Origin of the sequence: Pantoea sp. JV6 (assembly GCF_025910055.1) — a bacterium.
Taxonomy (GTDB): Bacteria; Pseudomonadota; Gammaproteobacteria; order Enterobacterales; family Enterobacteriaceae; genus Pantoea; species Pantoea agglomerans.
On sequence record NZ_JAPCIM010000002.1, the window covers coordinates 215,205 to 235,432 of the forward strand.

At 55.9% G+C, this 20,228-nt stretch carries 18 protein-coding genes and 1 tRNA gene; 10 read left to right on the plus strand and 9 right to left on the minus strand.

What is annotated here, in order from left to right; all coding sequences use genetic code 11:
* Nucleotides 1-260 precede the first annotated feature (260 nt).
* The 4 genes from OK412_RS01630 to ompC all read left to right on the plus strand — a co-directional run bounded on the left by OK412_RS01630 (nucleotide 261) and on the right by ompC (nucleotide 6,663).
* On the plus strand, nucleotides 261-1,616 hold the full coding sequence (locus OK412_RS01630) for a TolC family outer membrane protein (protein ID WP_010248373.1): 1,356 nt from the start codon (nucleotides 261-263) through the stop codon (nucleotides 1,614-1,616).
* Between the two features lie 16 nt (nucleotides 1,617-1,632).
* Entirely contained in the window at nucleotides 1,633-3,780 is a 2,148-nt protein-coding gene (locus OK412_RS01635) for a type I secretion system permease/ATPase (RefSeq protein ID WP_086906152.1), read from the plus strand.
* Nucleotides 3,777-4,946, plus strand: a complete 1,170-nt coding sequence (locus OK412_RS01640) for an HlyD family efflux transporter periplasmic adaptor subunit (RefSeq protein WP_010248368.1) — start codon at nucleotides 3,777-3,779, stop codon at nucleotides 4,944-4,946. The genes OK412_RS01635 and OK412_RS01640 overlap by 4 nt, the downstream gene beginning before the upstream one ends.
* 598 nt (nucleotides 4,947-5,544) lie before the next feature.
* Nucleotides 5,545-6,663, plus strand: coding sequence for a porin OmpC (gene ompC / locus OK412_RS01645; protein WP_010248366.1), 1,119 nt, complete (start codon nucleotides 5,545-5,547; stop codon nucleotides 6,661-6,663).
* Nucleotides 6,664-6,680: 17 nt separating this feature from the next.
* Here the strand turns inward: ompC and OK412_RS01650 are convergent, their stop codons facing one another.
* Together OK412_RS01650 and OK412_RS01655 are read right to left on the minus strand one after the other, a co-directional pair.
* Nucleotides 6,681-6,875 (minus strand): hypothetical protein, encoded by a 195-nt coding sequence (locus OK412_RS01650; protein WP_010248364.1) that lies wholly within the window; start codon nucleotides 6,873-6,875, stop codon nucleotides 6,681-6,683.
* A 153-nt stretch (nucleotides 6,876-7,028) separates the two neighbouring features.
* The gene (locus OK412_RS01655) at nucleotides 7,029-7,139 is read right to left on the minus strand and encodes a hypothetical protein (protein WP_010248361.1); all 111 of its coding nucleotides are present in this window, start codon (nucleotides 7,137-7,139) and stop codon (nucleotides 7,029-7,031) included.
* Nucleotides 7,140-7,310: 171 nt separating this feature from the next.
* Here OK412_RS01655 and apbE point away from each other — a divergent pair, with 171 nt between their 5' ends.
* The 3 genes from apbE to OK412_RS01670 all read left to right on the plus strand — a co-directional run bounded on the left by apbE (nucleotide 7,311) and on the right by OK412_RS01670 (nucleotide 10,747).
* Nucleotides 7,311-8,357 carry an FAD:protein FMN transferase ApbE gene (gene apbE, locus OK412_RS01660; protein ID WP_264352606.1) on the plus strand — a complete coding sequence of 349 codons (1,047 nt, stop codon included), beginning with the start codon at nucleotides 7,311-7,313 and terminating at the stop codon, nucleotides 8,355-8,357.
* Nucleotides 8,357-8,998 (plus strand): DNA oxidative demethylase AlkB, encoded by a 642-nt coding sequence (gene alkB / locus OK412_RS01665; protein ID WP_033767444.1) that lies wholly within the window; start codon nucleotides 8,357-8,359, stop codon nucleotides 8,996-8,998. Before apbE ends, alkB begins: the two co-directional genes overlap by 1 nt.
* Nucleotides 8,999-9,094: 96 nt before the next feature.
* Nucleotides 9,095-10,747, plus strand: coding sequence for a multidrug ABC transporter permease/ATP-binding protein (locus OK412_RS01670; protein ID WP_010671022.1), 1,653 nt, complete (start codon nucleotides 9,095-9,097; stop codon nucleotides 10,745-10,747).
* Nucleotides 10,748-10,917: 170 nt separating this feature from the next.
* Here the strand turns inward: OK412_RS01670 and OK412_RS01675 are convergent, their stop codons facing one another.
* From OK412_RS01675 to OK412_RS01700, 5 genes are all read right to left on the minus strand, one after another.
* A complete protein-coding gene (locus OK412_RS01675) occupies nucleotides 10,918-11,634 on the minus strand; it encodes a 4'-phosphopantetheinyl transferase family protein (protein ID WP_264352607.1) in 717 nt (238 codons plus the stop codon).
* Between the two features lie 71 nt (nucleotides 11,635-11,705).
* Nucleotides 11,706-11,909 carry a hypothetical protein gene (locus OK412_RS01680; protein ID WP_003854174.1) on the minus strand — a complete coding sequence of 68 codons (204 nt, stop codon included), beginning with the start codon at nucleotides 11,907-11,909 and terminating at the stop codon, nucleotides 11,706-11,708.
* 440 nt (nucleotides 11,910-12,349) lie between these two features.
* Nucleotides 12,350-12,426: transfer RNA gene (locus tag OK412_RS01690), tRNA-Pro, on the minus strand.
* A 73-nt stretch (nucleotides 12,427-12,499) separates the two neighbouring features.
* Nucleotides 12,500-14,254 (minus strand): LPS biosynthesis-modulating metalloenzyme YejM, encoded by a 1,755-nt coding sequence (gene yejM / locus OK412_RS01695; RefSeq protein ID WP_022625056.1) that lies wholly within the window; start codon nucleotides 14,252-14,254, stop codon nucleotides 12,500-12,502.
* 22 nt (nucleotides 14,255-14,276) lie between these two features.
* Nucleotides 14,277-14,504 (minus strand): YejL family protein, encoded by a 228-nt coding sequence (locus OK412_RS01700; RefSeq protein ID WP_010248348.1) that lies wholly within the window; start codon nucleotides 14,502-14,504, stop codon nucleotides 14,277-14,279.
* 158 nt (nucleotides 14,505-14,662) lie between these two features.
* On the opposite strand from OK412_RS01700, the gene yejK reads away from it, so the two are divergent.
* Nucleotides 14,663-15,667, plus strand: coding sequence for a nucleoid-associated protein YejK (gene yejK, locus OK412_RS01705; RefSeq protein WP_010248346.1), 1,005 nt, complete (start codon nucleotides 14,663-14,665; stop codon nucleotides 15,665-15,667).
* 118 nt (nucleotides 15,668-15,785) lie between these two features.
* On the opposite strand, the gene rplY is transcribed toward yejK, so the two are convergent.
* Together rplY and OK412_RS01715 are read right to left on the minus strand one after the other, a co-directional pair.
* Complete coding sequence (rplY, locus tag OK412_RS01710; RefSeq protein WP_003854168.1) at nucleotides 15,786-16,070, minus strand: 50S ribosomal protein L25; 285 nt, start codon at nucleotides 16,068-16,070, stop codon at nucleotides 15,786-15,788.
* A 176-nt stretch (nucleotides 16,071-16,246) separates the two neighbouring features.
* Nucleotides 16,247-18,001 carry a DEAD/DEAH box helicase gene (locus OK412_RS01715; RefSeq protein ID WP_264352608.1) on the minus strand — a complete coding sequence of 585 codons (1,755 nt, stop codon included), beginning with the start codon at nucleotides 17,999-18,001 and terminating at the stop codon, nucleotides 16,247-16,249.
* Between the two features lie 155 nt (nucleotides 18,002-18,156).
* Here OK412_RS01715 and rsuA point away from each other — a divergent pair, with 155 nt between their 5' ends.
* Together rsuA and OK412_RS01725 are read left to right on the plus strand one after the other, a co-directional pair.
* Nucleotides 18,157-18,876, plus strand: coding sequence for a 16S rRNA pseudouridine(516) synthase RsuA (gene rsuA, locus OK412_RS01720; RefSeq protein ID WP_010248342.1), 720 nt, complete (start codon nucleotides 18,157-18,159; stop codon nucleotides 18,874-18,876).
* A gap of 49 nt (nucleotides 18,877-18,925) precedes the next feature.
* The gene (locus OK412_RS01725) at nucleotides 18,926-20,122 is read left to right on the plus strand and encodes a Bcr/CflA family multidrug efflux MFS transporter (RefSeq protein ID WP_010248339.1); all 1,197 of its coding nucleotides are present in this window, start codon (nucleotides 18,926-18,928) and stop codon (nucleotides 20,120-20,122) included.
* The last annotated feature ends 106 nt before the right edge of the window (nucleotides 20,123-20,228 follow it).

The following is a 20,228-nucleotide window of genomic DNA, read 5'->3' on the forward strand; positions in this document are numbered from 1 at the left end:
AAGCCTGTCTGGATTGGCGCGAGCTCGCTCAGTGGTTGCTTTTCGTTCGTTCAGCAGAAATATTAACGATTTCATCTGTTTTTAGCAGGAATAAGCGCGGGATCTGATCTAATAATGTTAAAGGTCGTTTAGCGTCTCGCTTGCGAACCATAAATAAAATAACGCAGTGAATCTGTCAGACGCTGAGTAGTACCCCTTTTTGCTCGCTTTGTTCACCAGGAAAAACACCATGATGATAAGAACCCCTGTTGGTATGGATAATGAACAAAGCGCGATTAACTTTTTTGTTGTGCGCCCTGAGTGGCGTTGCAGTGCACGCGGCCTTTGCCGCACCGTTACCTAAAGCCGAATTTAACTGGCGCGCCGCGCCCACCGAAGAGCAGATTGCCAGCTTAACCCTGCGTGACGCCATTCTTCGGGCCTTTGCCCGCAATCCGAAAATCTCGGAAGCGGCGGCACAGATCCACATCGGTGAGGGGGATCTTGATGCCGCCCGCAGCGCCTGGTATCCGCAGATCTCACTGCAGGGCGCGGCGGGACGCTCTCATCAGACCGACTCCGCCGGGAGCCTGAACAATAACGGCTCCGGTGGCATCACGCTCAGCCAACTGCTCTACGACTTTGGCCGCACCGGCAGCGCCATCGATGAGCAGCACGCGCTGTCGGATGCTTATCGTTACAGCCTGTTCGACTCGATGACCACTGTGGCGGAAGATACGCTGCAGGCCTACCTCGAAGTCAAACGTTATCAGGCGCTGGCAGAAACGGCGCATACCAATATTGCCTCACTGAAGCGCGTGCGGGATATCGCGAAGCTGCGCGCCGATGCCGGCCTCAATTCCCAGTCCGACGTGCTGCAGGCAGAAACCCGCATCGCCGCGATGCAGGCCACGCTGGAGCAATATCGCGCCCAGCATCGTTCCGCCACCGCGCAACTGACCGTGCTGACCGGCGTGGTCCCCGCTACGCTGCCTGAACTGCCACAGGCGCTGCTTAAGCAGCAGATCACCCTCGACAAAATCGCCTATGAAAGCAGCGCGGCGGTGCGCAGTGCGCAGTCGAAGCAGGAAGCCGCTCGTGAACGGGTGCGCCAGGCAGAGTCCGGTCACTGGCCGACGATTAAAGTGCAGGCGGGCCGGACCCGCTATGAAAACGATCGTCAATCTTACTGGGATGATGAAGTGCAGCTGCAGGTGGAAGCGCCGCTTTATCAGGGCGGCCTGGTGAATGCGAAAACCCAGTCAGCGGAGGGCGATCGTGAAGCGGCGCAGGCCGCTATTCAGCAGGCTAAGCTCGCCATCAATCAAAACGCCTCTACCGCCTATGCCGACATGATTGGCGCGCAGCAGCGGCAGGCTGCCGGGGAAGTGCAGCTGGCCAGTGCCGACCATACCCGTAATGTCTACGCCGATGAATATCGCCTGAGTAAGCGCAGCCTGAACGATCTGCTTAGCGTGGAACAGGATGTGTTTCAGGCTGACAGCTCACGTATCACCGCGCTTTACGATGGCTGGGACGCCACCGTGCGTTATGCCGCCGCGGTAGACAATCTGCTCGATATCATGGGTATCGATCGCCAGCAAAGCAGCGGCGATCTCCTTCCTTCGCTGCAATAGCGATAAGGCATTAATAATGAGTACATCAACCCTGAATACCGATAACTGGATTGCCGCCATGCTGCGCGTAGCCGCGCGATTCGGTAAACCTGCCGATGGCAAAACCCTGCGTCAGCAGATGCGCTGGTTTGAACATCTGCCGGTGTCACAGCAGCTGGAACGACTCTCCGGCCTGCTGGGACTGCATCTGACTATGGTGCCGCAGAACAAACTGCGCTGGCGTCAGGAGATCACCCCGGTGGTGCTGGTGCTGGAGAATGCCAGCGTGGCGGTGCTGGAGAGCATCGATTCAGACAACAGCGCGCGCTACTGGCTCAGTGAAGGTGGCGATGTGGTGCGTGAAAGCGCGTTATCAGAACTGCTGGCACGCGCCCAGGGCGATGTCGGCGTGATTGGCGTAGCGGCGCGTGGCCGTGATGCGCGCATCGACGAATTCGTTCAGCCTTATGAACCACACTGGTTCTGGAAAAATTTTCGCGGTATGGGCCGCCGTATCACGGAAATTTCGCTGGCCTCGGTGATCAGTAATGTGCTGGCGCTGGCCGGTATTCTCTTTTCGATGCAGGTCTACGATCGGGTTATTCCGGCCCAGTCGCAGTCCACGCTGTGGGTACTGTTTGTCGGCGTGCTGATCGCTGCGGCCATTGAGTATCTGATCCGGCTGATGCGGACCCAGGTGTCAGACTTAATGGGCAAACGCATCGACCTGAAAGTCTCGGCCATGCTGTTTGCCCGGGCGATGAGCATACGTAATGAGGCGCGTCCGAAATCGACCGGTTCGTTTATCTCGCAGCTGCGTGAGATCGACCAGGTGCGTGAGCTGCTCACCTCGACCACGGTAGGCGCAGCGGCCGATCTGCCGTTTGTCATCCTGTTCCTGTTTATTATGTCGTTTGTTGGCGGCTGGCTGGTGCTGATTCCGCTGGCGGCGATCCCGCTGATCGTCATTCCCGGTCTGCTGGTGCAGATCCCGATGGCGCGGCTGGCCAAAGAGGGGCTGCGCGAGGGCGCGCTGCGCAATGCGGTGCTGGTAGAGACCATTGAAGGGATTGAGGATATCAAGGCGCTGCAGGCGGAACCCTATTTTCAGCGTCAGTGGGAGCAGACGCACGAAGTCAGCGCCTCAATCAGTAACCAGCAGCGGTTGTGGGGCGCGCGTCTCACCGGCTGGGCCTCGACTGTGCAGCAGCTCACCTATGCGGGCATGCTGGTGTTTGGTGTCTATCTGGTACTCGATTCGCAAATCACTACCGGTACGCTGGTTGCCTGCAGCCTGCTCTCATCACGCACCATCGCCCCGCTGATGCAGCTGACCATGGTTTTCTCGCGCTGGCAGCACGCCAAAATGGCGATGAAAGGGCTGGATGAGTTGCTGAAAAAGCCGCTTGATCAGCCTGAAGCGACGACGCTGGCACACTGCCCGACGCTCACCGGCCAGTACGATCTGCGCAATGTGCACTACAGCTATGACGAAGAGAATGAAAAGAATGTGCTCAACGTTCAGCAGCTGCAGATTAAGCCCGGCGAGAAGATTGCCATTCTGGGCAAAGTCGGAGCAGGGAAATCGACGCTGCTGAAGATCCTCGCCGGTCAGGCACTGGCGACTCAGGGCAAAGTGATTGTCGATGGCGTCGATATTGAGCGTATCGATCCCACCGATTTACGTCGTCAGCTCGGCTGGCTGTCGCACGACTCCCGCCTCTTTTTTGGCACGCTGCGGCAGAATCTGATGCTGGGCAATCCCCATGCCAGCGAACAGGAGATGCTGCAGGCGCTGCGCATCAGTGGCGCGCTGTCGCTGGTCCAGCAGGATGCCGCCAGCCTGGACCGCATTATCAATGAAGGCGGGCGCGGGCTTTCGGGCGGCCAGCGTCAGATGGTGATGCTGAGCCGGTTGATCCTGCGTCAGCCGCAGGTGGTGTTGCTGGATGAACCCACCGCGGCGATGGATGAACAGCTGGAGGAGCATGTGATCCGTCAGCTACAGGGCTGGATCAGCGGCCGGACGCTGGTGCTGGTGACGCACCGTCCGGCGCTGCTGAAGATGGTCGATCGTATAGTGGTGATGGATAACGGCCGGATTGTGGCCGACGGCCCGCGCGACGAGATCCTGCGCCGCGCGACGACACCCGCGCCATCGCCAGCTAAGGGAGACACCGCATGAGTCTGGTTATTGTTGATAAAGATCTTGCCCGTCATGAACGCCGGACATCGGCGATTATCTGGCTCTGCACCGCCGCGCTGGCGATATTTCTCATCTGGGCGCACTTTGCCATTCTGGATGAGGTCACGGTCGGCACCGGTAAAGTCACCCCTTCCAGCCGCGCGCAGGTGATCGACAGCCTGGATGGCGGCATCGTCAAACAGCTTAATGTGCATGAAGGCGACATTGTCGAAAAAGGGCAGGTGCTGGCGACCCTCGATCCGACGCGCTTCCAGTCGAACTTCGGCGAGGCGCAGGCCAAAGTGCGCACCCTGCGCGCCTCGTCCGAGCGGCTGGAGGCGGAGCTGTCGGGCACGCCGCTGACATTCAGCGCCGAAACGCTGAAGGAGCCGAACCTGGTGACGCGTGAACGGCAGCTCTACGAGTCGCGACGCCGTAATCTCACCGAAACCATCAGTAATCTGCAGCAGTCGCTGCGACTGGTGCAGGATGAACTGCGCCTGACGGAACCGCTGGTTGCCAAAGGCGCAGCAGGGCAGGTCGAGGTGATTCGCCTGCGTCGTCAGGTCAGCGATCTGCGCGGCAAAATCGATGAGGCGCGCAATGACTATCTGGTGCGCGCCCACGAAGAGCAGGTGAAAAATAATGCCGAACTGGATGCGCAATTGCAGGTTGCTGCAGGCAAAGAGGATCAGCTGACGCGTGCCACGCTCTATTCACCGGTGCGCGGCATTGTTAAAGATATTCAGGTCACCACGGTCGGTGGGGTACTGGAGCCTGGCGGTAAACTGATGGAAATCGTCCCGCTGGAGGATCAACTGCTGATTGAGACGCGCATCAATCCACGCGATATCGCTTATATCCGGCCCGGTCTGGCGGCTACCGTCAAAGTGACCGCCTATGACTCCTCCATCTATGGCGATCTGCACGGCGAAGTTGAAACGGTGTCGCCAGATACCCTGCAGGATGAGGTAAAACGTGATCAATATTACTATCGTGTTTATGTTCGTACCCAGAAAGCCGAGCTGACTAACCGTGCCGGACGTAAATTCCCGATCGTGCCCGGTATGGTGGCCAATGTAGAGATTAAAACCGGTCAGAAATCGGTTATGGATTATCTGATTAAGCCCCTGAATAAAGTCAAAGAATCGATGCGCGAGCGCTGAAAATCCGCACCAGCTAAAATATCCGCCTGCTTAATTACGGTGATAAATTAACATGGCGGATATTTGGGCAGTCAGGGCGCAAAGCGTGCGTATTTTAACAATATGTGCGGAAACAGGCCGTAGTTAATTTAACCCGGTTAAGAAAGTTTACGAAGATATAACGGAACGGTAAATAGCAGGCAAAAAAATGCCGGACAACCTGTCCGGCGGGAAATAATAAGTTGTACATCTCATTCGGGGAGAATGAAGGTAATAATGGAATAAATGATGATAGCGGGGTCTATTCTATTACCAGATGCCGTATAAGTTTTATCATTCAGTGCTTCGGAATACTCTTATGTAACCTGTTGATAACATAGCTCTCTGAATCGGTTTATCGATTTGTGCGCCATTTTTTATCGATCCGTGCTGGTTATTAGTTCCCCGTTATTTACATTATGAAATAACTGTTTCGACGTATGAAACACTTTTGGAAATTTAGTAGCATTTTCCTGGTGGATTATTGCCCGTTATAAAACAACAATGGCCTGCCGGCTGAATTTTTAATCATTCAGTTAGCAGTGGCAAATAATAAAGGCACATAACAGAGGGTAATAAAATGAAACGTCGCGTTCTCTCCCTGATGATCCCTGCGTTGCTGGTTGCAGCAGGATCAGCAAACGCAGCTGAAATCTATAACAAAGACGGCAACAAATTAGATCTCTTTGGTAAAGTTGACGGTCTGCACTACTTCTCTGATAACGATGGTTCTGATGGCGATCAGTCTTACGTTCGCTTCGGCTTTAAGGGCGAAACCGAAATCAGCAATGAGCTGACCGGTTACGGCCAGTGGGAATACCAGGCGGCGCTGAACAACGCCGAGTCTGAAGGTACGGCTGACAGCTACACCCGTGTTGGTTTTGCCGGTGTGAAATTTGGTGATGCAGGTTCGTTCGACTACGGTCGTAACTACGGTGTAGCTTACGACATCGGCGCCTGGACCGACGTGCTGCCAGAGTTCGGCGGCGACACCTACGGCGCAGATAACTTTATGTATCAGCGCGGTAACGGCATGGCGACCTACCGTAACAATAACTTCTTCGGTCTGGTGGATGGCTGGAACTTTGCAGTCCAGTATCAGGGCAAGAATGGCAACAGCACCGAGTCTCCGAATGGCCGTGACGTACTGGGTCAGAACGGCGACGGCTGGGGTCTGAGCACCACTTATGATCTGGGTTCAGGCTTCGGCATTGGTGCGGCTGCTTTCCAGTCTGACCGTACCAACGACCAGAACAGCGCAACATCCGGCATCCTCGGGAGTGGCGATAAAGCGGAAGTCTATACTGGCGGTCTGAAATATGACGCGAACAACGTCTATCTGGCGGCTATGTACTCACGCTCGTACAATGCGACCCGCTTCGGCGACAGCACTAACGACTCTTCAGCTTATGGCTATGCGGATAAAGCGGACAACTGGGAACTGGTTGCGCAGTATCAGTTCGACTTTGGCCTGCGTCCATCCCTGGCGTACGTCACCTCACGCGGCACCGATGTTCAGAACTGGGGTAAACAGAATCTGAAAAAATATATCGACGTTGGCGCGACCTACTACTTCAACAAAAACATGTCCACCTACGTTGATTACCAGATCAACCTGCTGGACGACAACGCTTTCACCGACGCAGCCGGTATCAATACCGACGACGTGGTGGCACTGGGTCTGGTTTACCAGTTCTGAGTTGTACGGGAGCGCAGTTACCGCTGCGCTCCTGCGTCACCTTTCGGGCTGAGCGCTTCAGCCTTTCGCCACTTCGTGGCTTCCGGCGCGGTTGTCACTGACGACACCACGCTGCCGAATCGCGCGCCTTCAAATGCCACGCCTGCCAGGGTGAAGGCTGAAAAGCTCAGCCAGTGATGCCATGCTGACTGCCACTTCTGTGAATTTTTCATTCTGCACCTCTCAGAGATAAACACTGTTTCAACAGTGCAGAATTCATGCCAGCTTTACCGCTCTCACAGCCACAGACCTCGCGCGCACTTTGGTACACTTGCTTGCCGCGCGCGTCAGGGGGATCTTGCCCCAATCAGGTGCAGTGAAGCCTGTTATTGGCGCGGGCGTGAGGGTGTCATGTGACGATGACGACGCTGATGCAAGACTTTATAGCTACTGAAGATAAACAGCCCCAGGGCAATGACGAGAATCAGATAGATCATCTGCCGCTCCTTACTTTGGTTAACGTTAGTCGCCTGATAAAAGGCGGATACAGGGTAGATGACCGGTGAATACTGATGGGTTTCAGAGAAATATTCAACTCTCTTTAAGCGTCTTTACCCGAAGTTTATGCTTTGTAGTAGAGCTGAATAAAGTGTTACAAGTGAGGAAAGATGCGTTCTCAGATTAATCTGCTGTTTATAGCGATGTTAGCGTTGATGTTAACGGCCTGTGATATGCCAGCGACCACATCCGCGCTGGTGCTGGAAGGAAAAACCATGGGAACCGTCTGGCGGGTAAGCCTGGCCGGTGTGGCGAGTGAGCGCAGAGCGGAACTGCAACAGCGGATTCAGCAGCAGCTGGATGCGGACGATGCGGAACTCTCTACCTGGAAGCCAGACTCCGCCTTATCGCGCTTCAACCAAAGCCGTGACCTGTCACCGCAGCCGGTGAGTGAAAACATGGCAGATATTGTCACGACCTCACTGCGGATTGGCCGTAAAACCGGCGGGGCGATGGATATTACCGTAGGGCCACTGGTCAACTTATGGGGCTTTGGCCCGACGAAGCAGCCCGGCCATACGCCGGATGCGGCACAAATCGCCGCCGCCCGGGCGCAGACCGGATTGCAGCATCTGCGGGTGGTGCAGGGCGCAGATGGACAGTGGCTGCAGAAAGATCTGCCAGGTCTCTATGTCGATCTCTCGACGGTGGGCGAGGGCTTCGCCACCGATCATCTGGCGCGACTGATGGAGCAGCTCGGCATCAATAACTATCTGGTGTCTGTGGGCGGCGCCGTGCTGAGCCGTGGCCTTAATGCGCAGCAGCAGCCGTGGCGGGTGGCGATTCAGAAACCGACCGATCGTGAGAATGCGGTTCAGGCGCGCGTTAATCTGCAGGGACACGGCATCAGTACCTCCGGCAGCTATCGCAACTATTATGAACTGGACGGCAAACGCATTTCTCATGTGATCGATCCCGTTACCGGACGGCCAATTGAGCATAAACTGGTTTCCGCCACGGTGATCGCCACCACGGCGCTGGAAGCCGATGGCTGGGATACCGGACTGATGGTACTTGGCACGGAAAAAGCCCAGGCGCTGGCGATTGAACAGCATCTGGCGGTCTATCTGATCAGCAAGCAGGGCGATAAATTTGTCAGCTGGATGTCGCCGCAGTTCGCTGCTTTCCTGATCCCCGCTGAATCCGGAGAACCCTGATGTTAGATCTGTTTAGTGAAGAACAACCCTGGCAGGAGACGCTGGCTGAGGGCGCGGTGATCCTGCGGCGTCGCGCACGTGAGGATGCAGAGGCGCTTTATCAGCAAATAATGGCAATTGCGGAGCAGAATCCGTTTGCCCATCGCATTACGCCCGGCGGCCATCGCATGTCGGTGGCGATGACCAACTGTGGCGATTTCGGCTGGTCGGTGGATTCACGCGGCTACCAGTATCAGCAGCAGGACAACCTGAACGGGCGTAAATGGCCGGCTATGCCGCCGCTGTTTCGTACTCTGGCGCAGCAGGCGGCGTCTGAGGCGGGGTTCCCTGGCTTTAATCCGGATGCCTGCCTGCTTAATCGCTATGAGCCGGGCGCGAAGCTGACGCTGCATCAGGATAAAGATGAGAAAGATCTGCGTCAGCCTATCGTTTCGGTGTCGCTGGGTTTACCGGCGGTCTTTCAGTTTGGCGGTTTCGAACGGGGTGATAGTACCCAGCGTGTGCTGCTGGAGCATGGCGACATTGTGGTGTGGGGCGGGCCGTCGCGCCTGCGTTACCACGGCATCCTGCCACTTAAGCCAGGCGTTCATCCGCTGGTGGGTGCCTGGCGTTATAACCTGACGTTTCGACGCGCTTTCTGACCCACCATGCCGGTTACGGCGTGGTACGAATAACTATTGCTATCATTTTGCATCCCATTACACTGCAGGCTGTTTTTTGACTGCTGGATTGCCTGCATGACGTTGCTAAGCGTTGTTTTTCGCCAGTTCCGCTGGCCTTTTATCGGGGTAATTGCGCTCACATTGTTAAGCGCCGTGCTGGGTATCGGCATGATCGCCTTTATCAATCGCGAAATGATTGTCGCCATCAACACCTCATTCGCGGTACTGCCGCAGTTTCTGTTGCAGCTGGTGGTGCTGATGGCGGTGACGCTGGCCTCGCAGCTGGCGCTGACCATGCTTGGCCATCAGTTTGTCTGGCGACTGCGCGGCGAATTTATCAAGCGTATCCTCGATACCCGCATTGAACGCATCGAGCAACTCGGCAGTGCGCAGCTGCTGGCGGGCCTGACCAGCGACGTGCGGGCCATTACTCTGGCCTTTGTGCGCCTGCCGGAGCTCTTTCAGGGTGTGATTATTACGCTTGGCTCGGCGATCTATCTTGCGTGGCTGTCGCCTAAAATGCTGCTGGTAACCAGTGTCTGGCTGGGTGTCACGCTGGTTGGCGGCTGGCTGCTGGTCTCGCGGGTTTACCAGCACATGGCAAAGCTGCGGGAAATCGAAGATAACCTCTATCGTGATTATCAGACGGTGATTGAAGGGCGCAAAGAGCTACAGCTTAACCGCTCACGCGCTCAGCAGGTTTACGACACGGTTTATCAGGAAGATGCCCGCGCCTGGCGACACCACATTGTCCGCGCCGATACTTACCATCTCAGTGCGGTCAACTGGTCAAATATCATGACGTTAGGCGCTATCGGCATGGTCTTTTTTATGGCCAACAGCCTGGGCTGGGCCAATACCGCCGTCGCCGCTACCTTTTCCCTGACGCTGCTGTTTTTACGCACACCGCTGCTCTCCGCGGTGGGCGCGTTACCGACGTTGCTCAGTGCCCAGGTCGCATTCCGTAAGCTCAACGCCTTTGACCTCGCTCCTTATCAGTCAGGATTCCACTCCGCCTCCACGTCCTCAGACTGGCAAACGCTGGAGTTGCGCGATGTCTCTTTTCACTATGGTGATAACGGCTTCCAGGTCGGGCCGGTTAACCTGACGCTGCGCCGGGGCGAACTGGTCTTTCTGATTGGCGGCAACGGCAGCGGGAAATCGACGCTGGCGATGCTGCTGACCGGTCTTTATCAGCCTCAGTCCGGCACGCTGCTGCTGGATGGCAAGCCGATAACGGCGGATGAGCTTGATGTGTGGCGCAGTCAGTTCTCGGCGGTCTTTACCGACTTGCACCTGTTTGACCGGTTAATCGGGCGGGAGGGGATTGCGGCCAATCCGGCGCTGGTTCAGCTCTGGCTGGAGAGACTGAAGATGCAGGATAAGCTGAAGATTGAAGGTAACAAAGTGCTGAATCTGCAGCTTTCTAAAGGACAGAGTAAGCGACTGGCACTGCTGCTGGCGGTGGCAGAAGAGCGCGATGTGCTGCTACTGGATGAGTGGGCGGCGGATCAGGACCCTCACTTCCGACGTATCTTCTATCGCGAGCTGCTGCCGTGGCTACAGCAGGCGGGTAAAACGGTGTTTGCTATCAGCCATGACGATCACTACTTCATTCATGCCGATCGGCTGCTGGAGATGCGTGAAGGCAAGTTGACGGAGCTGACCGGTAATGAGCGCGATCTTGCCACGCTCGACTCGGTGAAACGCACCGACACCGGGCTTTAACGGCAGCTGGCAAAGCTTAGCAAAAAAGCGTAGTGGCATGCTTCGCCTGAACCAGGCTACGTTAGCGATCAGCAGAAACTCCGGTTTCTGCCATTCTGAACCTTTTCTTTCGTCTGTGTTACCCCCGGCTAAACCGCAAAGTTTTAACGCGTATTGTTTAGCCGGTTTTTTTAAAGCCGATGTGTGATTAGCGTGATTACCTGAGTATCCCGCCACACAAAGCTCGCCTCCAGTAACGTCCCCATCGCAAAACATCCGCTGAAGTCCTTAGTCAGTCGCAACGTCGCGCGCTGCTGTGAGAAATCTACCGACACCAGTTCCGCATCCGGAAAGTCCATCGGCTGAAGCAGTTGCGGCCACATGGCTTTATAAACGCTCTCTTTGAGGGAGAAGAGCAGGGTAGCGGCAGCGCGGAAAGAGACGGGCAGCGTCCGTAACAGGTGCTGTTCCTGCTCGTTCATCAGCAACTCAGCCGTTTCATGCGCCGTCGTCTCCGACATGAACTGCTCGACATCCACCCCAACAGCGCAGGGCTGACGGGTTGCCGCTACCACAACGATGCCTGCACTGTGCGACAGTGACGCCTGAATGCCAGCGGGCCAGCAGGGGGATCGATCGGCTGCATTGGTCAGAATGAAATCAGCAATACCCAGTTCTGCCATCACTGACCGGACCAGCAGACGGCTGGCGAGGTATTCAGCACGCCGTTTACTGACAGCCTGCTGCAGTCGGGCGGGCAGCGGAATATCCCATTCGACAGCCAGCCCGTCATGATACTTTTGCGGATCGAAGTGACTCACCGCCAGCAAAGGATCGCTGCGGTTAAGGTGCCGGGAAAGGATAAAGCCGCCTGCAACAGGCGGCAGCGGCAGGTCGGGATAGCGCATGCGGGACCATCATCAAAACCAAAAAGGCATTAAATCAGGCGCGATGGATCAGGGCAAGCAGCCCGCCGGAATCAGTCGTTGGGAGGAATGGCAAAACTCTTCAGAGAAACAACGAAATGGTGGTGACCCCTGCTGATGCGTGCACCTCGGTCGCACCAGTGGCTTGCCAGACGAAAGAAATCGTCGCTGCCAATGTCATACGCCAGTTCCACTTTGCTAATGCCTGAATGCAGCAACGCTTCTGCATCTTTCAGGCTTTTCGCTTTGATCGCCATAAAAATTATCCGTCAATTTCTGGGGATTTCAGGGTAGGCATTTTCTGTGACATTTTTGTTTCAGTTTGATGAATAAGCGCAGCCGGTAGCCGATTTTGTGAAGCAGATCAGATTATAATGCAACTGTTAACCTGCTGATTGTAAGAGGAATGTTAACTGCCACACGGGACTATTCTGAATGTTAAACGGAGAGGTAAGCTTACATAGAAAGGCCGCGTCAGACGCGGCCCCGTGGGTTACTTCTGGTCTGGCGGGGAAGGTTGCTTATCGCCTGACTCGGGTGCTTCTGTTGGATCGTCTTTTTCAATATATGTCATGAACTCTCCTCTTGTTACCCACACGCAGTTAAGTATAGAACGGATTGCGGGAGGTGCGAGGAAAGTTAAGGTTTGATGACATAAACGAAAAAAGCAGCCTTTAGGGCTGCTTTTCAGGGAATTTGGTCGGCACGAGAGGATTTGAACCTCCGACCCCGGACACCCCATGACCGTGCGCTACCAGGCTGCGCTACGTGCCGAACACTGGAGGATTAGTCTACTGGTTATCACCATTAATGCAAGATACCTGCCGACTATTTGCCTGATTATTAATCAGTTAGCGATAAACCGCTTCTCTTCAGTTAATACCTGCAACAGCAGCGCCAGTTCTGGCTTGTGATCTTTCAGGGCGTTGCCCTGCGCATCATAAGCGCGATAGCTGCCGTTATTGTTGAGTACCAGCGTCACCTGCGGCGTGGTAATCACCAGCTTATTCTCTTCGCTGCTGACGACCCAGTCATGGCGACGGCGCGCAGCAAACAGATCTTCACCCTGAGAGTAGTTCACCGGATTGGTCCGCACATGCAGCAGTCGCTGCATGAGCGTCGACATCACATCCTGATGATCAGAAAGGCGATCAACGGTCTGTGCGGGCGTATCAGGCCAGTGAATCACTAATGGCACCTGCAGCGTCTGGCGGTTTCCAGCGCTGTCAGGATTGCCATCCAGTGCCAGTCCACGCTGCGCCGTAATCACCACCACCGTGTTCTTCAGTAAATCACGCGCCTGCAGGCTGCTGAGCACCGCGTGGATCTGCTCATCAACGGCAGGAGCCTGGCGCAGATAGCTGCGCTGACGCGCTTTTGCACTGTCGCCGGTGACGTCCGGGCCGTTCAGGGCAATCCATGAGAACCACGGTGCCTGTGAACCGTTCTGTTTCTCCAGCCAGTTCTGCCATTGTGCCACAGTACTGGCGTTGGGCTGGCTGGTGGTTGCAGGCAGTGAATAATCAGTCAGCAACGCCTGCCGGTAGAGCGGCGGATTAAAGCCTTCCGAGGAGAAGAGGCCAAACTGGTAACCCTGGGTGCTAAGCGCGCCCAGCAGCGCCGACGGCGTTCGGGATGCCAGAATACCGTTCATGTAGCTGGATGAGATCCCATAGAACAGGCCAAACAACCCTTTCTCCGGCGTATCACCCGCGCTGTAGTGCTGGGTAAAACGCACGTTCTCGCTGGCGAACTGATTAAGCTCCGGCAGCGCTTTGGCCAGCGTGGCGTTGTTCAGACCATCGACCGTCAGAACCAGCAGGTTGTTGCGTGTGCCGGCATCACGGAAAGTAATCTCGCTCAGCGGATATTCCACCGCCACTGCTTCCGGGTCGCCCTGCTGAATCAGCCGACGCTGATACTCCTGGGCATCCAGCAGACCATGACGCTCAAGGAAGCGGCGGGCAGTCATCGGGTAGGAGAGCGGCAGGTTGGCACGCTGCATGGTAATCGGGCGATAGAAATTCGCATCGGCCCAGATATACATCAGGTGGCTGGCAAAGAAGGCGCTGATAAACAGGGCGGCGACAGGCTTACCAAACGAACGGCGATTCAGGCTGCGAAGCTTTTGCCAGCTCCAGGTCGCAAACAGCATCTCAACCAGGAAAATCAGCGGCACGCTGATAAACATCAGCTGCCAGTCGCGCGCCATCTCGCTCTGATCAGGGTTAATGACCAGCTCCCACACCACCGGATTCAGGTGCAGGTGGAAGCGGCTGAACACCGCACTGTCGACCATCACCAGCGTCAGCCCGGCGGTAGCGACTACCGCGGACAACACCCGCATCAGCCGTTGCGACATCACCACAAAAGTCAGCGGGAAGATAATCAGCAGATAGGCGGCAAAAACAACAAAACTGAAGTGGCCAACCCAGCTGGTATAGGCGTAGATGCGCCCCGCCAGCGAAGAAGGCCAGTCGGCGACCAACAGGTAGCGACTGCCTAAAATCAGCGCGAATAAGATGTTAAACAGAGCAAACCAGTGACCCCAACTGATCATCTGGGAAACTTTTTCGCGGTAGCGCTGCCGGTTGGTTACCATATTATGAAGTCAAATCAGCCAATTAATGGGCGTTATCGTCACGCACAGACGCCTGAAGGGCATCGGCGAAAGATCGTGCCAGTGAACGACGTTGCGCCGGAGCGACATCGCTGTTAATTAAGTTGGTCACCATATTTCCCAGAACCATCAGGGAGAGATCGGTGGGGGCCTTGTCCTTGTGCAGGATTTGGGCCATTTCCGCGAGGAGTTGTTCCACGCGTTCGTCACTGTAACGGGATGATTGTGCCATATCGTCGTCTAAGCTCATTTCAAAAGGCGATATATTACCGGAACAGCGCACTTTTTACCGCAATTTTATCGAAAGCAGCGTGTTCGCTATACGCATGGAGTTGAAAGCCGATGCTGGCGGTGTTTGAATACGCGCCTGTGCTAAAAGGAGAGTCTACCATGAGTCTGGATATCGACCAGATTGCCCTGCATCAGTTAATCAAACGCGATGAAAACCAGCTTGAACTGGCGCTGCGCGATTCGCTGCTGCCTGCCACCAACACGGTCAACGCGATGGTGGAGGAGTTACACCGGGTTTATAGCGCAAAAAGCAAAGCCTATGGCCTGTTCAATGCAGAGAGTGAACTGGCAGAAGCGCTGCGTAATTGTCGTAAGGGCAACGATGATTTTCTCGCTTTTAGCCGTGCCGCGACCGGTCGTCTGCGCGATGAGCTTGCAAAATACCCCTTCGCTGAAGGCGGCGTGGTGTTGTTTATTCACTACCGCTATCTGGCGGTGGAATACCTGCTGATTGCGGTGCTGAACAGCCAGTCCAGCATGCGCGTCAACGAGCAGATGGATATCAGCAGCACCCACTATCTTGACATCAATCATGCCGATATCGTGGCACGCATCGATTTAACCGAGTGGGAAACTAACCCGGAATCGACCCGTTATCTGACTTTCCTGCGTGGCCGCGTCGGACGTAAAGTGGCTGACTTCTTTATGGATTTCCTGGGTGCCGAAGTGGGATTAGACACCAAGGCGCAGAACCGCGGTCTGTTGCAGGCGGTAGATGACTACTGCAACGAATCGGAACTGGATAAGCAGGAGCGGCAGAACTATCGCCAGCAGGTCTACAGCTACTGCAACGAGCAGCTGCAGGCGGGCGAGGAGATTGCGCTGGAAGAGTTGTCGAGCGAACTGCCACCACTGGGTGAAAAAACGTTCCAGGCTTTTACCCAGGAGCAGGGGTATGAACTGGAAGAGAGCTTCCCGGCGGATCGCAGTACTCTGCGCCAGCTGACGAAGTTTGCCGGAAGCGGCGGGGGACTGACCCTGAACTTCGATGCGATGTTGCTGGGCGAACGCATTTTCTGGGATCCGGCAACGGACACCCTGACGATTAAGGGCACACCACCCAATCTGCGCGATCAGCTGCAGCGCCGTACCAGCAGCAAATAAAAAAGCCGGGCTTAGCCCGGCTTTCATTCCCTGCACGCGGCGATCATTTCACCGGGCAGCGCCAAAAGAAAAGGGCCGGTTTCGCAACCGGCCCTTCTGCTTTCAACGAAGTTCGCGATTAAGCGCGAACGAAGTCGATGTGGAACAGTTTTGGCTTGAACGGGTGACGCTGAACAGCCTGAACTTTCACTTTAGTTTCTTTACCGTCAACTGACAGGGTCAGCACTTCGTCGTAGAAACCTGGCTTAGATTGCAGGTTCATTACGGAGTCGTGATCCAGGTCGATGGCAACAGCCGCTTCAGAACCACCGTAGATGATGGCCGGGAAACGGTTTGCTGTACGCAGGCGGCGGCTCGCACCCTTACCCTGCTCTTTACGTTCTACTGCATTGATAGTGAGCATTAATATATCTCTTTATTTAATTCCTGCTACAGGCGACCCAGTAACAGGCTGGTTATTCAATACCGCTGATGCACATGCAAAAGCGGGCGGCAGTATAGCCGTTATGCCGGGTGGTAGCAAACGATATACCCGCCAGCCGGGTTCGGTATCCGGTTAGCCGGACCCGATAGCGCTCATTAGCGCAGCTCATTGGCACGGCGATAGCGACCCTGATAATCGAACATTTTTTCGCGGATCTGCCAGAACTGACCTTTGGCCCGCGCCACCACAAAATCGGGATGACGCAGCAGCGGCTGCAGCGCCAGCACGTCAGCGGCGCTCTGCCAGCCCAGCGGCACGCCGGGCGCGCGCTGATGCGGGCGCATAAAGAGCTGTTCAAACGCTTTGCGCTGGGCCGGTGTCTGCAGACGAAACCGTTCGCTGACGCTGGTGCCCTCCTCGTCATAATAGGTCGCCTTGAGCCATTCACCTTTGGCGTCACGGCCCTGTTCCAGCGTCATGCCGCCACAGCGCAGCACCAGCGCATCTTTAAGCTTCAGCGCCGCTTTGAGCATATCGTCAGGATCGACCAGAATTTTGTCGCACTGGTGACAACGCCGGGCGGCAATATCATTCTCTGCGCCACAGTCGGGGCAGCTTTTAAAGCGGAAGCGGAAGTCACACTGTTCGCGCTCGCCCTCATCATCTTCCAGCACGCCCTGACAGCGTCGGCCAAAATGTTCGATGACCATGCCATCTTCGGTCGCCTTGCCCCAGAAGGTGTTGGCGAAACCGCAGGCGGGACAAAAAACCTGTACCGGCTGATTGTCGCTGGCCCCTTTGGGCGCGCCGACCTCGGGCGTAAAGAGATCGTGCGGATTACCGGCATAATCGAGAATCAGACAGTCGGTTTTACCAGGCGAGAGCCGCAGGCCGCGTCCGACGATTTGCTGATAGAGGCTGACCGACTCGGTCGGGCGCAGAATCGCAATCAGATTAACGTGCGGAGCATCAAACCCGGTGGTCAGCACCGCCACGTTAACCAGGAATTTCAGCTGCTGCGCCTTAAAGGCCAGAATCAGAGCATCGCGCTCTCTGGCAGGCGTTTCGGCTGACACCAGCGCGCTGTTAGCGGGCAGCAGCCGCAAAATTTCATGCGCATGCTCCACCGTTGAGGCAAAAATCATCACCCCCAGCCGATCTTCAGCGAACTCCACGATCTGACGGATAATATGGGGCGTCACGCGCTGCTGCTGTTTCAGTTCACGATTAAGATCGGCTTCGCTGAACAAGCCGCTGCTTTGTGCCGTCAGGCGGCTGAAGTCATACTGCACCACCGGCATGTCCAGTCGCTCCGGCGGCACCAGAAACTGATGTTTGATCATGTAGCGCAGCGGCAGTTCATAGATACAGTCGCGAAACAGCGATTTTTCGTCGCCACGCACCATGCCGTGATAGTGGAACTGATAAATCCAGCCTTTACCCAGCCGGAAAGGGGTGGCGGTCAGGCCCAGTAAGCGCAGTTGCGGATTATGCTGACGCAGATGATTGAAGATCTGCTGATACTGACTCTCTTTATCATCACCGATACGGTGGCACTCATCGACAATCACCAGTGAAAAGGCGCTGTCGAACTGGTCGAGGTTACGCGCCACTGACTGCACGCTGCCAAACACCACTTTGCGCTGGCTCTCTTTACGCTGAAGTCCGGCGGCAAAGATATCCGCCTCCAGCCCGTAAGCCTGATATTTACTGTGGTTCTGCGCTACCAGCTCTTTGACGTGCGCCAGCACCAGCACCCGGCCACGCGCCAGCCGTGCCAGCTCGGCAATGACCAGGCTCTTTCCGGCACCGGTCGGCAGCACAATGACTGCAGGCTGTTGATGACGACGGAAATGCGCCACGGTGGCATTCACCGCATCCTGTTGATAGGGGCGTAAGGTAAAAGACATGATGCTCACTTTTGCAAAACTGGGGGTAATTATGCCATGAAAGTGCGGTAAACGCGCTGTCAGGCTGGCGCGGATCACGTTATACTTCCCGCACATTTTCAACGGTTAACCAGGCCGTTTCAGATTCCCTCCGCAGTAACAGGCAAAACGAATTCATGCGACTCGACAAATTCATCTCTCAGCAACTGGAAATCAGCCGCGCCATCGCCCATCGCGAGATCCGTGGCCAGCGTGTCACCGTTAACGGGGAAATCGTACGCGATACCGCGTTTAAACTGCTGCCCGACCACGAAGTCGTCTATGACGGCAACGTACTGCAGATGCAGACCGGTCCACGCTACTTTATGCTGAACAAACCGCAGGGTTACGTCTGCTCAACCGACGATCCCGATCATCCCACCATCATCTATTTCATTGAAGAACCGATGTCATTCAAACTGCACGCGGCGGGGCGTCTTGATATCGACACCACCGGACTGGTGCTGCTGACAGATGATGGCCAGTGGTCACACCGTATTACCTCGCCACGTCATCACTGCGAGAAAACCTACCGTGTGACCCTGGAATCACCGGTCAGTGACGATACCGCCGCGCAGTTTACGGCGGGCGTGCAGTTGCACAATGAGAAAAGCCTGACTAAACCGGCACAGCTGGAGGTGATCACCCCGACAGACGTCCGGCTGACACTGAGCGAAGGCCGTTATCATCAGGTAAAACGGATGTTTGCGGCAGTAGGCAATCGGGTTCTTGAGCTGCATCGCGAGCGCATCGGTGACATCGTACTGGACGCCGATCTGGAACCGGGCGAATATCGTGCGCTGACAGAAGAAGAGATCGCCAGCATCGGTCTGCCGAAAGAGCTGCAGACAAAATAACCGGACGGGCCCGGCGGCCCGCATCACGACCATAAGGGCAGGAGAGGGTGTGCGTAAGGAAAAGAATTCGCCAACAGGACTGGTGGTCATCCTCGGTCTGTTAGCCATGCTGATGCCGTTGTCGATCGACATGTATCTGCCCGCCATGCCGCAGATTGCACGTGAGTTCGGCGTTTCAGCCGGTAGCGTGCAGATGTCGCTCAACCTCTACATTCTTGGCTTCGCGATTGGGCAGCTGATCTATGGGCCGCTGGCAGACAGCTATGGGCGTAAGCCGGTGATTGCGCTCGGCACCCTGATCTTTGCCTGCGCCGCCGCGGCCTGTGCGCTGTCGCAAACCATCGATCAGCTGATTACGATGCGCTTTCTGCATGGGCTGTCGGCTGCCGCAGCCAGTGTGGTGATCAACGCGTTAATGCGTGACAGTTACTCGAAAGAGGACTTCTCCCGCATGATGTCCTTTGTGATGCTGATTACCACCATTGCGCCGCTGCTGGCGCCGATCATCGGCGGCTGGCTGCTGGTGCTCTGGAGCTGGCACGCCATCTTCTGGGCGCTCGCGGGCGCGGCGTTAGTGACGACCGTGCTGGTGACCACGCAGATCCGTGAAACCCTGAAGCCGGAGCAGCGACAGCGGTTTCATCTGCGTACTACGCTGGGCAATTTCGTAACGCTGTTTCGCCACAAGCGCGCGTTCAGTTACATGCTGTCGAGCGGTTTCTCCTTTGCCGGGCTGTTTACCTTTCTCAATGCCGGTCCCTTTGTTTACATCGAACTGAACCACGTTTCACCGCAAAACTTTGGCTACTACTTTGGCCTCAATGTGGTGTTTCTGTTTGTCCTGACGCTGATTAACAGCCGCGCCGTGCGCCGCTTTGGCCCGGTGGCGATGTTCCGGATGGGACTGCTGATACAGTTCTGTATGGGGATCTGGCTGCTGCTGGTCAGCGCCTTCAGCCTCGGCTTTTTGCCGCTGGTGATGGGGATCGCGATGTTTATCGGTTGCGTATCGATGGTCTCATCGAATGCGATGGCGGTGATTCTGGATGAGTTTCCGCATATGGCGGGTACGGCATCGTCGCTGGCGGGCACCCTGCGTTTTGGCGTCGGGGCATTTGTTGGCGCACTGCTGTCGCTGGTGAGTTTCAACAGCGCCTGGCCAATGGTCGGCACGATTGCACTGTGCGCGACAATCTCTCTGCTGCTCTTTTTCTACGCTTCACGTCCCCGCACTGCGTCCCGGTAATCGGGCGCAGTGGTTTCCCTCTGCAATGACCTGCCGACTTGCACGCCTCCTGACTTTGTTTCGATATTGTGAAAATATTTAGTTAAAAAAGTAATCACAATGCAGC

Bases quoted from the DNA above. Each gene is read 5' to 3' on its own strand.
- OK412_RS01635 (WP_086906152.1), top strand. From the start codon at position 1,633: ATGAGTACATCAACCCTGAATACCGATAACTGGATTGCCGCCATGCTG.
- rsuA (WP_010248342.1), top strand. From the start codon at position 18,157: ATGCGACTCGACAAATTCATCTCTCAGCAACTGGAAATCAGCCGCGCC.
- rplY (WP_003854168.1), bottom strand. From the start codon at position 16,070: ATGCTCACTATCAATGCAGTAGAACGTAAAGAGCAGGGTAAGGGTGCG.
- yejM (WP_022625056.1), bottom strand. From the start codon at position 14,254: ATGGTAACCAACCGGCAGCGCTACCGCGAAAAAGTTTCCCAGATGATC.
- OK412_RS01675 (WP_264352607.1), bottom strand. From the start codon at position 11,634: ATGCGCTATCCCGACCTGCCGCTGCCGCCTGTTGCAGGCGGCTTTATC.
- alkB (WP_033767444.1), top strand. From the start codon at position 8,357: ATGTTAGATCTGTTTAGTGAAGAACAACCCTGGCAGGAGACGCTGGCT.
- OK412_RS01700 (WP_010248348.1), bottom strand. From the start codon at position 14,504: ATGGCACAATCATCCCGTTACAGTGACGAACGCGTGGAACAACTCCTC.
- OK412_RS01670 (WP_010671022.1), top strand. From the start codon at position 9,095: ATGACGTTGCTAAGCGTTGTTTTTCGCCAGTTCCGCTGGCCTTTTATC.
- OK412_RS01630 (WP_010248373.1), top strand. From the start codon at position 261: ATGAACAAAGCGCGATTAACTTTTTTGTTGTGCGCCCTGAGTGGCGTT.
- ompC (WP_010248366.1), top strand. From the start codon at position 5,545: ATGAAACGTCGCGTTCTCTCCCTGATGATCCCTGCGTTGCTGGTTGCA.
- apbE (WP_264352606.1), top strand. From the start codon at position 7,311: ATGCGTTCTCAGATTAATCTGCTGTTTATAGCGATGTTAGCGTTGATG.
- OK412_RS01715 (WP_264352608.1), bottom strand. From the start codon at position 18,001: ATGTCTTTTACCTTACGCCCCTATCAACAGGATGCGGTGAATGCCACC.
- OK412_RS01640 (WP_010248368.1), top strand. From the start codon at position 3,777: ATGAGTCTGGTTATTGTTGATAAAGATCTTGCCCGTCATGAACGCCGG.
- OK412_RS01650 (WP_010248364.1), bottom strand. From the start codon at position 6,875: ATGAAAAATTCACAGAAGTGGCAGTCAGCATGGCATCACTGGCTGAGC.
- yejK (WP_010248346.1), top strand. From the start codon at position 14,663: ATGAGTCTGGATATCGACCAGATTGCCCTGCATCAGTTAATCAAACGC.
- OK412_RS01655 (WP_010248361.1), bottom strand. From the start codon at position 7,139: ATGATCTATCTGATTCTCGTCATTGCCCTGGGGCTGTTTATCTTCAGT.
- OK412_RS01680 (WP_003854174.1), bottom strand. From the start codon at position 11,909: ATGGCGATCAAAGCGAAAAGCCTGAAAGATGCAGAAGCGTTGCTGCAT.